Annotated in this window: 16 protein-coding genes; 10 read left to right on the forward strand and 6 right to left on the reverse strand. The window is 67.9% G+C overall.

Going from position 1 to position 11,416, the window contains the following annotated elements; translation table 11 throughout:
- Positions 1-80: 80 nt before the first annotated feature.
- From K8P63_RS10085 to K8P63_RS10110, 6 genes are all read left to right on the forward strand, one after another.
- Positions 81-743 (forward strand): DUF969 domain-containing protein, encoded by a 663-nt coding sequence (locus K8P63_RS10085; RefSeq protein WP_223799661.1) that lies wholly within the window; start codon positions 81-83, stop codon positions 741-743.
- A complete protein-coding gene (locus K8P63_RS10090; protein WP_223799662.1) occupies positions 740-1,681 on the forward strand; it encodes a DUF979 domain-containing protein in 942 nt (313 codons plus the stop codon). Before K8P63_RS10085 ends, K8P63_RS10090 begins: the two co-directional genes overlap by 4 nt.
- The gene (locus K8P63_RS10095) at positions 1,678-2,667 is read left to right on the forward strand and encodes a DUF2891 domain-containing protein (protein ID WP_223799663.1); all 990 of its coding nucleotides are present in this window, start codon (positions 1,678-1,680) and stop codon (positions 2,665-2,667) included. The genes K8P63_RS10090 and K8P63_RS10095 overlap by 4 nt, the downstream gene beginning before the upstream one ends.
- A gap of 39 nt (positions 2,668-2,706) precedes the next feature.
- Positions 2,707-3,027: a preprotein translocase subunit SecG gene (gene secG, locus K8P63_RS10100; RefSeq protein WP_223799664.1), complete on the forward strand. Its 321-nt coding sequence runs from the start codon at positions 2,707-2,709 to the stop codon at positions 3,025-3,027.
- A gap of 91 nt (positions 3,028-3,118) precedes the next feature.
- Positions 3,119-4,753 carry a CTP synthase gene (locus tag K8P63_RS10105; RefSeq protein ID WP_223799665.1) on the forward strand — a complete coding sequence of 545 codons (1,635 nt, stop codon included), beginning with the start codon at positions 3,119-3,121 and terminating at the stop codon, positions 4,751-4,753.
- Between the two features lie 87 nt (positions 4,754-4,840).
- The gene (locus K8P63_RS10110; RefSeq protein WP_223799666.1) at positions 4,841-5,653 is read left to right on the forward strand and encodes a PEP-CTERM sorting domain-containing protein; all 813 of its coding nucleotides are present in this window, start codon (positions 4,841-4,843) and stop codon (positions 5,651-5,653) included.
- Here K8P63_RS10110 and K8P63_RS10115 read toward each other — a convergent pair.
- The 5 genes from K8P63_RS10115 to dut form a co-directional block, all read right to left on the reverse strand.
- Complete coding sequence (locus tag K8P63_RS10115) at positions 5,650-5,853, reverse strand: hypothetical protein (protein ID WP_223799667.1); 204 nt, start codon at positions 5,851-5,853, stop codon at positions 5,650-5,652. The two genes, K8P63_RS10110 and K8P63_RS10115, sit on opposite strands and share 4 nt — an antisense overlap.
- Before the next feature lie 10 nt (positions 5,854-5,863).
- Positions 5,864-6,001, reverse strand: coding sequence for a hypothetical protein (locus K8P63_RS10120; protein ID WP_223799668.1), 138 nt, complete (start codon positions 5,999-6,001; stop codon positions 5,864-5,866).
- A 324-nt stretch (positions 6,002-6,325) separates the two neighbouring features.
- Positions 6,326-6,649: a peroxiredoxin gene (locus K8P63_RS10125; RefSeq protein ID WP_223799669.1), complete on the reverse strand. Its 324-nt coding sequence runs from the start codon at positions 6,647-6,649 to the stop codon at positions 6,326-6,328.
- Positions 6,637-7,389 carry a HesA/MoeB/ThiF family protein gene (locus K8P63_RS10130; RefSeq protein ID WP_223799670.1) on the reverse strand — a complete coding sequence of 251 codons (753 nt, stop codon included), beginning with the start codon at positions 7,387-7,389 and terminating at the stop codon, positions 6,637-6,639. Before K8P63_RS10130 ends, K8P63_RS10125 begins: the two co-directional genes overlap by 13 nt.
- On the reverse strand, positions 7,386-7,841 hold the full coding sequence (gene dut, locus K8P63_RS10135) for a dUTP diphosphatase (protein ID WP_223799671.1): 456 nt from the start codon (positions 7,839-7,841) through the stop codon (positions 7,386-7,388). Before dut ends, K8P63_RS10130 begins: the two co-directional genes overlap by 4 nt.
- A 204-nt stretch (positions 7,842-8,045) precedes the next feature.
- Here dut and K8P63_RS10140 point away from each other — a divergent pair, with 204 nt between their 5' ends.
- The 4 genes from K8P63_RS10140 to K8P63_RS10155 all read left to right on the forward strand — a co-directional run bounded on the left by K8P63_RS10140 (position 8,046) and on the right by K8P63_RS10155 (position 10,672).
- Positions 8,046-8,240 carry a hypothetical protein gene (locus K8P63_RS10140; RefSeq protein WP_223799672.1) on the forward strand — a complete coding sequence of 65 codons (195 nt, stop codon included), beginning with the start codon at positions 8,046-8,048 and terminating at the stop codon, positions 8,238-8,240.
- Positions 8,241-8,361: 121 nt separating this feature from the next.
- Positions 8,362-8,784 carry a TadE/TadG family type IV pilus assembly protein gene (locus tag K8P63_RS10145; RefSeq protein ID WP_223799673.1) on the forward strand — a complete coding sequence of 141 codons (423 nt, stop codon included), beginning with the start codon at positions 8,362-8,364 and terminating at the stop codon, positions 8,782-8,784.
- The gene (locus K8P63_RS10150) at positions 8,781-10,433 is read left to right on the forward strand and encodes a TadG family pilus assembly protein (protein ID WP_223799674.1); all 1,653 of its coding nucleotides are present in this window, start codon (positions 8,781-8,783) and stop codon (positions 10,431-10,433) included. Before K8P63_RS10145 ends, K8P63_RS10150 begins: the two co-directional genes overlap by 4 nt.
- 44 nt (positions 10,434-10,477) lie before the next feature.
- Positions 10,478-10,672 (forward strand): hypothetical protein, encoded by a 195-nt coding sequence (locus K8P63_RS10155; RefSeq protein WP_223799675.1) that lies wholly within the window; start codon positions 10,478-10,480, stop codon positions 10,670-10,672.
- Here the strand turns inward: K8P63_RS10155 and K8P63_RS10160 are convergent.
- Entirely contained in the window at positions 10,648-11,358 is a 711-nt protein-coding gene (locus tag K8P63_RS10160; protein WP_223799676.1) for a response regulator, read from the reverse strand. The genes K8P63_RS10155 and K8P63_RS10160 overlap by 25 nt on opposite strands.
- Positions 11,359-11,416: the final 58 nt, after the last annotated feature.

Genomic DNA, 11,416 nt, shown 5'->3' on the forward strand with positions numbered 1-11,416 from the left:
GTGAGCGCCGATGCGTCGGCAAGGGTTGCCCCTTGCGCTGCGACGCGGCAAATCGGTGCGATGCATTCGTCGTTCGCACCATGATCGTCCTGATCGGCATTCTGTTCCTCGTCGCCGGATTCGCCCTGCGGCTCAATCCGCTGCCCGTCATCGCAATCGCCGCCGCCGCGACCGGGCTTGCGGCTGGTATGACGCCGCTGGCGATCCTCGGTTCCTTCGGACACGCCTTTAACGAAAATCGCTATGTCTCGGTGATCTACGTCGTGCTGCCGGTGATCGGGCTGCTGGAACGTTATGGCCTGCAGCAACGCGCCCGTGCGCTGATCGCTTCGCTGCACGGGGCGACGGTCGGCCGGCTGCTGATGGCCTATCTGCTGTTCCGCCAGCTCACCGCGGCGGTCGGCCTGATCTCGATCGCTGGACATGCGCAGACGGTGCGTCCGCTGCTCGCGCCGATGGCGGAAGGCGCCGCCGAGAAGCAGGGTGTGATCGAGCCCGAGCCGCGCGCCCGCATCCGCGCGCTGGCGGCGGCGACCGACAATGTCGGCGTGTTCTTCGGCGAGGACATCTTCCTCGCCATTGGCTCGATCCTGCTGATGAAGGGCTTTCTCGAACATTATGGCATCCTGATCGATCCGCTCACCTTGTCGTGGGCAATCCCGAGCGCGGTGTGCGCCTTCCTCCTGCACGGGGCGCGGCTGATGCTGCTCGACCGGCGGCTGGCGCGCGGGCGGCGGCGATGATCGGCCTGCCGTTCGTCTACACGCTCGGCGGCCTGATGTTCGGCGCCTATGCGATCGCCGGCTGGCGCGACCGTGCCAATCCGCGCCGTTATGCCAACGGGCTGTTCTGGGGCTTGCTGGCGCTGAGCTTCCTCGCCGGCGACCGGCTGGGCGACGTCGGCAACGGCGTGCTCGTGCTGGCGCTGGTGGCGGTCGCAGCACCTGGGCTCGGCCGCGGCGTGCCGGCGACGACCACGCCCGGCGAGCGCCAGGCCCTGGCCGTGCGGCATGGCAACCGGCTGTTCGCCGCCGCATTGATCGTGCCAGCGGTCGCCCTGATCGGCGCGCTCGCTTTCCGTCACATGCCGGCGCTGATCGACCCCAAGCAGACGACCTTGGTGGCACTTGGCTTCGGCACGCTGATCGCGTTGATCGTCTGCATGGCGTGGCTCCGCCCTGCACCGATTGCCGCGCTGGAAGAGGGGCGTCGGCTGGCCGACGCGATCAGCTGGGCGCTCGTTCTGCCGCAGATGCTTTCGGCGCTGGGCGTGGTGTTCGCGATGGCCGGCGTCGGCGAGGTCGTGGGCGGTCTGCTCGGCCGCGCGCTGCCGCATGGCAGCCTCGTTGCCGCCGTATTGGCCTATGCGATCGGCATGGCGGTGTTCACGGTCCTGATGGGCAACGCCTTCGCCGCTTTCCCGGTGATGGCGGCTGCCGTGGGCGTGCCGCTGCTGATCCAGGGACATGGCGGCACGGCGGCGGCGGTCGCCTCGCTTGGCATGCTGTGCGGCTTCTGCGGTACGCTGCTGACCCCCATGGCGGCGAACTACAATCTCGTGCCGGCCGCGCTGCTGGAGCTGCCCAATCGCTACGGCGTGATCCGCGCGCAGGCGCCGACCGCTTTGCTGATGTTCGTCGCCAACCTCCTCCTTCTCTATTTTCTGGCCTTTCCCCGATGATCCTGACCGCCGAGATTGCCGACCGCTTCGCCACGCTCACGCTTGGGCATGTCCGGCGCGAATTTCCGAACAAGCTCGAACATGTGATCGATGGCGCAGCCGACGTCGCGCGGCCGAGCGTGCTGCACCCTGTCTTCTACGGCAGCTTCGACTGGCATAGCTGCGTCCACGGCTGGTGGCAGATGCTGACGCTCGTCCGGCTGTTCCCCGACATGCCGGCGGCTGCCGCCGTCCGCGCCGCGGCCGACGAGATGCTGGTGCCCGAGAAAATGGCGGGCGAACTCGCTTATCTGGAGCGTCCCTCGGCGCTCGGTTTCGAACGGCCTTATGGCTGGGCGTGGGCGCTGGCATTGCACGGCGAGGCGGTGCGGCACGCGGCAGGCTGGGGCGCCACGCTCGAACCGCTGGCGCGGGTCATTGCGGCGCGCTTCGCCGCGCATCTGCCGAAGCTGACCTATCCGATCCGCGTCGGCACCCATTTCAACACCGCCTTCGCGCTCACGCTGGCACGCGACTGGGCGATGACCCACGACGCGCCGTTGGCCGCGCTGATCGAGGCGCGGGCGCGCGACTGGTTCGGCCAGGACCACGATTGCCAGGCGTGGGAGCCAGGCGGCGACGAGTTCCTGTCGTCGGCGCTCAGCGAGGCGCTGCTGATGGCGGACACGCTGGCGCCGGCAGCGTTCGCGACGTGGTTCGACGCCTTCCTGCCGCGCGCCGGCGCCGGTGAGCCCGCGACGCTGTTCGGCCCCGCAATCGTGTCCGACCGCGCCGATGGCAAGATCGCGCATCTCGACGGCCTCAACCTGAGTAGGGCCTGGGCGTGGCGTCGGATCGCCGGCGCGCTGGGGCAGGAACACCCGGCCCACGCCCGCGCGCTGGCCACGGCGGACAAGCACCTCGCGGCCGCGCTGCCGCACATCGCCGACAATTATGCGGGCGAGCATTGGCTCGCGACGTTCGCGGTGCTGGCGCTTGCCGCCTGAGGTTGCCCGGCAGGCCCGTTTCCTGTAGCGGCGCGACCCATGCTGACCTTCCTTCTCGTCATCCACGCGCTCGTCGCGGCCGCGCTCGTTGCGGTGATCCTCATGCAGCGCTCGGAGGGCGGGGGCCTCGCGTCCGGCGGCAATCCGGCCGGGCTGATGAGCGCGCGCGGCGCCGCCGATTTCCTGACGCGCACCACCTCGATCCTGGCGTCGGTGTTCGTCGTGCTCTCGATCGGCCTCGCCGCGCTCGCCACGATGCAGCATTCGCCGGCAACGATCGACACGTCGCTGGTCAAGAGCCGCAGCGCCGCTCCGGCGCCCGCGCCGAAGCCCACGAACGGTATTCCGCTCGCTCACTAAGCCCGGCTTCGGTCGGGGCAGGGCGATGGAGCAACTTTCTCTGGACAGCCCCTTGCTTCCGCCGGATTCGGCACGCTAGGCCCCAATTCCCATGGCGCGGTTCATTTTCATAACCGGCGGCGTGGTCTCCTCGCTTGGCAAGGGCCTGATGGCGGCGTCGCTCGCGGCGCTGCTCCAGGCGCGTGGCTACAGGGTCCGCCTCCGCAAGTTCGATCCCTATCTCAACGTCGATCCGGGCACGATGAGCCCGTATCAGCACGGCGAGGTGTACGTCACCGACGACGGGGCCGAGACCGATCTCGACCTCGGCCATTACGAGCGCTTCACCGGCGTCTCGGCGCGGCAGAGCGACAATGTGACGTCGGGCCGGATCTATCAGTCGATCATCCAGCGCGAACGGCGCGGCGATTATCTGGGCGCGACCGTCCAGGTGATCCCGCACGTGACCGACGCGATCAAGGAGTTCGCACGCGCCGAGGTGGACGATCTCGATTTCGTGTTGTGCGAGATCGGCGGCACGGTCGGCGACATCGAATCCCTGCCGTTCATGGAGGCGATCCGCCAGCTCCGGAACGATCTCGGCCGCGACCAGACCTGCTTCGTCCACCTGACGCTGGTGCCGTACATCGCCGCCGCGGGCGAATTGAAGACCAAGCCGACCCAACACAGCGTGCGCGACCTGACCAGCCTCGGCATCCAGCCCGACGTGCTGGTGTGCCGCTGCGAGCATCCGCTGCCGGAGAATGAGCGCGCCAAGATCGCCTTGTTCTGCAACGTGCCCAAGGAGGCGGTGATCCCCGCGCTCGACGCATCGAGCATCTATGCGGTGCCGTCGCAATATCATGCCGCCGGCCTCGACGGCGCGGTGCTGCGCTCGTTCGGGTTGCCGTTCGAGCCGGCGCCCGATCTGCGCCGCTGGGGCGACATCATGGAGCGGCTGGAGAACCCCGAGGGCGAGGTGACGATCGGCGTCGTCGGCAAATATGTCGGCCTGGCGGACGCGTACAAGTCGCTCAACGAGGCACTGGTCCACGGCGGCATCGCCAACCGGGTCAAGGTCAACATCCGCTGGCTCGACGCCGAACTGTTCGCTGAGGATGAGAGCGAGATCGCTTCGAAGCTGGAGCCGCTTCACGCCATCCTCGTTCCCGGCGGGTTCGGCGAGCGCGGCAGCGAGGGCAAGATCGCCAGCGTCCGCTTCGCGCGCGAGCGGCGCGTCCCCTATTTCGGCATCTGCCTCGGCATGCAGATGGCGTGCATCGAAGGCGCGCGGAACACCGCCGGCATCGCCAGCGCGTCCACCACAGAATTCGGGCCGACCGACGAACCCGTCGTCGGGCTCATCACCGAATGGATGACGGCCGAGGGCCTGGAAAAGCGAGCGGCGGGCGGCGACCTTGGCGGCACGATGCGGCTCGGCGCCTATCCGGGTACATTGGCAGGCAACAGCCATGTCGCGGGCATCTACGGCTCGACCGAGATTTCCGAGCGGCATCGTCACCGTTACGAGGTCAATGTCCACTATCGGCCCGCGCTCGAGGAGGCAGGGATGGTCTTCTCCGGCATGTCGCCCGACGGTGCCCTGCCCGAAATCGTCGAGCGGCCGGACCATCCATGGTTCATCGGTGTCCAGTTCCATCCCGAGCTGAAGTCGAAGCCGTTCGATCCGCATCCCTTGTTCAAGAGCTTCATCGCGGCGGCGGTGAAGCAGAGCCGGCTGGTCTGAGCGCGGCTTGAGAAAAGGGCCGATCCGGACTCGACTCTGAGGATTTTCAGGACGATAAGGCCTGCGGACCAGTCGGGAGAGGTTGCCATGCGCCTTCGTCCATCGTTCGGCGCGGCTCTTGCCTGCGCGATGGTGCTGGGGGCCACGGCGGCTTCCGCCACAAAATATACCTATAGTGTCACGGGGGTCGTCACCGACGATGTCTACGACCCCTACGCTTATTATGGCGCCACGTTGCCGCTGGATGCCGCGTTCACGCTGACCTATGTCGTCGACGATGCGGCACCGACCGGCGTCTATACGTCCGGCGCAGCCGGCTCGTTGGCCGGCGGCGGTGGGCTGTATCAGGCTGATACCTCGACGCCCGTCACGGCCTCGATCACGGTCGGAAGCTATAGCTACGCGCTGCGCGTCGACGAGTTTTTCCAGCCTTATTCCTACGACCCGACCACAGGCGACAGCTTCGGAACCGAAATATCCAGGAGCAATTACGGCTTGGCAACGAAGGACTCGGCAGCGAAAACGCTCTCGTTTCGCGCCGAATACGATAGTTATCAGGTGTGCTGCGGCTTATTCTTCGGCGACTCGACCGACTATTTCAATAATTTCGACATCAGCCTGCACTCGCTCGGCTTCACCTCTGCCGATTATCGCGAGCTGGGAACGTTCGATCTGGCGCCGGATAGCACCGGCTACTTCCTGACCGGCTATTTCGCGGAGGATCATTCGGGTGGGGTCAGCCTGGACTATCAGTCGGCTGGCCTGCTGGCGACGCGGCTGACGGTCACGTCGGACGTCGCCGAGCCTGCCAGCTGGGTGGCGATGATGGCGGGGTTCGGATTGCTCGGTGGGATGCTGCGTCGTCGCCGCTCGACCGCTCACCCGACATACGCCTTTTAGTCCTCGTCCTCGGCGAGCAGCGCGCTTGCCTGCGCCTGGTTCGATGTCGCGCTGGTCGCGGCATCGAGCGTGCCGCGGTCGCCGCCGCCTGCGAAGCTCACTGCGGTCCAGCAGATGCCACCGGCCCAGAACAAGGCGGCCCAGCGACTGCGGAAGATGAGGCGGAGCGGAATCACGCCGGCATCTTCCGCCGGTTTCATTAGGATCGCGTTACCAGTCCGAGGGCGCCGTGCCGGGTACGCTCACCGGGTCGCTGGGCTCGGGCGGGATCGGGTCGGTCGGGGTCGGGATGGGATCGTCCATCGGTGCCTCGGTCGGGATTTCGGGTGTCAGAGGCTGGCTGGCCATGCGCATTCTCCTGCATTGCGAGGAAGAAACGCGCGAACGAGCGGGCCGCCTCAAAAACAAACGCCCGGGCCGACGATGCGGCCCGGGCGCCTGCATGACGATCACTCGTCAGCCCCCTTTGATGTCGCCGGGCCCGCACGCTTACGTCGAACCCCTTTCGGTACGACGTGCGGGGCCTCGGCCTCCCCGAACCATGGCCTTAGCCGCTGCTCGTGATGCTGTGCTAGACGATGGTCCGGAGGGTTGTCATGGGCAATATGTCAGGCTTGAAGCGAATGCGCATGCCCTGTGCTTCCCACGCAACAGCACATGATTAACCCCGGCTTAAACGACGACCAGCCGATCATCCCCGATCGCTGCCAGCACACCGACCAGACCGCCCGCCTCGATCCGCGGATCGAGCGCAGCAAAGGCCAGGCCAGTATCGGCCAACCCGGTCTGGCAGGCCAATATCCTTACACCCAGTTCCAGTGCGGTATCGATCAGCGCCCTGCGATCCTCGGTCAGGCCTGCCAGCAGCACCACCGCCGCTCCATCGGCGAACAGGTTGGTCGAGCCACCCAGCGCGGCGTGCGCGGCCGCCATCGCGAGCGCGGTGCCGAAGCGTTGCGGGTCGTCGCCGGCGACGATGATCGTCAGCCCGCGCATCGGCAGCCGGGATCCTTGGGCAGGGCGATGGTGCGGAAGCGGAAGGCGAGTGCATCGACCAGCAGCAGGGTGCCGGCGGGATCGGCACCGAACGGCACGATCGCGCGGACCGCCTCGATCGCGGCGAGGCTGCCCAGCACTCCGGTCAGCGCGCCCAGCACGCCCTGATCGGCGCAGGAAATGTCCGGCCGGCCCGGATCGCTGCCCACCAGGCAGCGATAGCAGGGCTTGCCGGCTTCCCACCCGCGAAAGACCGCCAGCTGGCCGTCGAACTGGCCGACGGCGGCCGAGATCAGAGGCACGCGAAGTTCATGTGCGGTGTCGGCGACGATCAGCCGCGTCTCGAAATTGTCCGATCCGTCGATCACCGCGTCTGCGCCGGCCAGCAGCGTGCTGGCATTATCGGCGTCGAGGCGGACGCAATGCCCCTCGACCCGGACGTCGGGGTTGAGGCGCGCCACCGCCGCCGCCGCCGCGTCCACCTTCGCCGTGTCGACATCGGCGGTGGTGAACAGCACCTGCCGCTGCAGGTTGGAGAGCGCGACCGCATCGTCGTCGATCAGGGTCAGCCGACCGACGCCCGCGGCGGCAAGATACTGGATGGCCGGCGCGCCGATGCCGCCGGCTCCCACCAGCGCGACATGCGCGCCGAGCAGCCGCATCTGCCCCGCGCCGCCAATCTCCCGCAGGATGATGTGGCGCGCATAGCGTTCGAGCTGCGCATCGCCGAGCGTGGTCAACGCCCGGTCGAGCCGAAGCCGCCTTCGCCGCGCACCGTTGCGTCGAGCATCTCTACCTCCACGAACGCTGCCATCGTCACGGGCGCCGCCACCAACTGGGCGATGCGCTCGCCGCGCCGAATGGGGAAGGGCGCGTCGCCGAAGTTGACCAGCAGCACCTTCACCTCGCCGCGATAATCGGCGTCGATCGTGCCGGGCGTGTTGAGACAGGTGATGCCGTGGCGGAGCGCGAGGCCCGATCGTGGACGGACCTGCACTTCATAGCCGGCAGGAATGGCGATGGCGAAGCCGGTGGCCACCGCACGCCGTGCGCCGGGGGCGAGATCGAGCGTCTCCGCCGCCACGACGTCCATTCCCGCGGCATGCGCGCTGGCATAGGCCGGCAGCGGCAGGCCGTCGCCGTGGGGCAGGCGTTTGATCTGGATGGCAAGGCGCGGAGCGAGTTCGGTCATGTCCGTCGCTTTAGCGAAGGCGCCGCCGCTTCGCCAATCCAGCGCGCTTGCCTGCGTCAACGAGCAACGCGGTGTGGCGAGCGCGGCCATGGTGCGCTAAAGGTTACAGCGACTTGCCGCTCTCACGTTGACGGATGTTGCGTTGCAGCATAATCCGAAACGGCTGGTAGTGTTTCGTGCTTTCCTCCGAGTCGGTGCAAAAGCGTGGAAGCGATCGTCGGCAAATTTGTCTGCAAGCTGCTCAAGCACCGCCGATCGCGGGGCCGCGCGAAGCTGACCGACGACGGCGTCGTCAGCGTGTGCCGACGGTGCGGAATCCCGATGCGGCGCGACGAACAGCGCCAGTGGGTGGTCTGGCAACGGCCGGCAACTTCCGAAAGTCTGCATCCCGGGCGGTGAGTATCCGTTAAGATCGGCGCTGGAACGCCTGGGCGCCTCGCGACGACGCTGCGCATTGTCTGCAATCGACGCTGTCGCCGCATGATCGGGCGCTTAGCCGATGGCGGCGTAATCGAACGTCATGGCGATCGGGCGGATATCGGCGAAGAAGCTGGCGAGCGATACGCGTGGCCTCGCCGTGCTCGAGTTCGCGCTGGTCGCGCCGTTGCTGCTTACGATCCTGTTCGGCATCGCTGGCTATGGCGGCTATTTCTGGCGCGCGCACGCCGTGCAGCAGGTCGCAAACGATACTGCGCGCGCGGCGTTGCCGGGGCTGACCGCGGCCGAGCGGCAGTCGCTCGCACTCGCCGCCTTCAGCATCGATCTGCCCGCGGTCGGTCTCGACCCGACCCGTGCGACCGCCACCGTGGCCGAGGCGAACGGCATCGTGACGGTCAACGTCAGCTATGACGGCAGCCGTGACGGCTTCCTGAACCTCAGCCTCGTCCCGCTTCCGTCGAAGCTTATCAAGCGGTTGGCCGCCGTCCGCCTCGGCGGCCTGTGAAGCGGCTCCGGTCGGGGCTTGCCTGCGATCGGCGGGGCAGCGTCACGCTGCTGACGGCGGCGGCGTTGGCGATCGCGACCGCGGCGATGGCGCTCGCGGTCGATCTCGGCTCGCTCTACGCGGAGAGCCGCAAGCTGCAGGGGATCGCCGACGCGGCGGCCTTGTCGGCGGCGGGAAACCTTTCCACGGCGACCACCTCCGCGCAGGCGGCGATCGATGCCAACAACCCGCGCCAGCCGGTTACATTGACGATCGTCACCGGCGTATACAGCCCCGATCCGACGGTGGCGGCGGCAGCGCGCTTCACCGCCGGCGGCACGGCCAACGCGGCGCGCGTGACGTTGAAGGAGAACGCACCGCTCTATTTCGGCCGCATCTTCGGCCTGACATCGGTGCATATCGGCCGCAACGCCACGGCCGTGCGTACCGATCTCGCCGCCTTCTCGCTCGGCTCGCGCGCGGCCTCGCTGAATGGCGGGATCGGCAACCAATTGCTGTCGGCGCTGACCGGCTCGACGATTTCGCTGAGCGTCGCCGACTATAACGCGCTCGCCACCGCCAATTTCGACCTGTTCTCCTTCGTCGACGCGCTGCGCACCGAGCTCAAGCTGACCGGCCTGTCGTACACACAGGTGCTGCAGACCACGACGACGCTGCCGCACCTCCTCAACGCGCTGGCCGCGACGCTCACCACCGGCGGCAATGCGGCGGCCGCATCGGCGGTGGCGAAGCTCGCCGGCAGCGTCGTGTCGACGACGATCTCGCCGGCATTGCTCGTCAACCTGGGCTCGCTCGGTGCGCAGGATCGCACGAGCGGCGGCCAGGCCATTCTGCTGGGCCTCAACCAGTTCCTGCAGGCGACATTGCAGACGGCCGGCGGCGCGCGACAGATGTCGCTCTCGCTCAATGGCCTGATCCCGGGCCTCGCCAGCGTGAACACGACGCTTGCCGTCGGCAATCGCACCGCAAGCTCGCCGTGGCTGTCCGTGACCAGCACCGGCGATACGATCGTGAGCACGGCGCAATCGCGGCTTTATCTGGAGGTCCAATTGCTGTCCTCGCCCGCGCTGCAGCTCCTCGGCATCTCCGGGATCCGGCTGCCCGTCTATGTCGAGCTGGCGGCGGCACAGGCGCGCCTGTCGAGCATCAGCTGCAGCGCCGCCGCCGGCCAGAGCGCCATCCTGTCGGTGCTGCCCTCGCTCGGGCATGCCTCCATCGCCGACGTCAACACGACGGCCTTGTCCAACATGAGCGTGATCCCGGCCGAAACGCCGGCCACGATCGTCAATATCCTCGGCATCAAGGCGACCGCATCGGCCACCATCCCGCTGAGCGACGCGACCTGGCAGAGCGTCCCGTTCAACTCGACCGAGATCGCCGCGCGCGCGGTCAAGACGGTTTCGTCCAGCGGCACCGTCTCGGCGATCGCGACCGGGCTGGACAGCAAGCTCGCCATCGGCGTGGCGGTTGGGCCGCTCAGCCTGCCGGACCTGACGATCGGACCGCTCATCAAGCCGATCCTGGATCTGGCCGCACCGCTGGTCGACCAGTTGCTTTCGCCGCTGCTCGACCTCCTTGGTATTCATCTCGGCCAGGCCGACGTGCAGATCAACGGCGTGCGCTGCGGCACCGCCGCGCTGGTCGCCTGACGCAGCCGCTTTCTCCACGCGATGAGGGCGCGTAGGAGAGGGCGATGCGTACCATCTCCATCGACGCGGCCGTCCGTCTCTATCACCTTGACGAGGATGGCGCGGCGGAGACGTTGATCTACGGATCGCTCGCGGAGGCGCTCGCGATCGCGGCGGCCGAGCCCGACGAGCGGCAGGATGGCCTGTTCATCCAGACGCGCGACGACGTCGTCGCCTATCGCGACCTGACCGAGGGCTGATCGAAGGCAGCCGCGCGTTCGCGCCCGATCGCGCGTTCGCGCCCGATCGCGCGGAGCGCCCGAACGGCCATCAGCCGGGCGCGCCGCCGCGCCGTTCCGTCTCCGAGCGACAGGCGGAGCCAGCTCGCCGCGACGTCGGCGAAGCCGAGCGTGCCCGCCAGCCCGGCGATCCGGTGCGCGCACGCTTGCTCGCCATCGCCGCCGAGCATCGCCAGCGCTTCCGCCAATTGCTGGGCGAGGCCGGCGAGCAGGCCATCGAACGCCGCTCGGCCGAACATCGCCGCCATGCGACCGCGCCGCTCGGCCTCGGGATCGTCATCCGTGAGCCACGGCTGCAGGGCCGAGAGCAACGCCTCCGGCGTGGCCGTCCCGGATATATGCCCATCGATCCCGGCGGCGAACATTCGCTCGGCGATCGCGTCTGACGCCGGTCCGTTGAACGCGAGGATGGGCACGATCGCGTCTTCGCCGCCGTCGTCGCGGATCGCATGCGCCAGCGCGATGCTATCCTCGCTCGCCAACCCGACCAGCACCAGCGCATATGCGCCGCTGTCGAGGGCAGCGAGTGCCGCGCTATTGCCGATCGCTTCCACCACCCGATGGCCGGCGTTGCCCAGCCTTGCGGCAAGGAAGTGTCGTCGCGCGGAATCGTGATCGACGATGAGGATCGATTTGCCGTCGAACACCCCTCACCTCGCCTGATTCGAGAAACGCGGTTGATTGCGGCCGGCGAATGCGTCAACA

Origin of the sequence: Sphingomonas nostoxanthinifaciens, from assembly GCF_019930585.1 — a bacterium.
Classification (GTDB): Bacteria; Pseudomonadota; Alphaproteobacteria; order Sphingomonadales; family Sphingomonadaceae; genus Sphingomonas_I; species Sphingomonas_I nostoxanthinifaciens.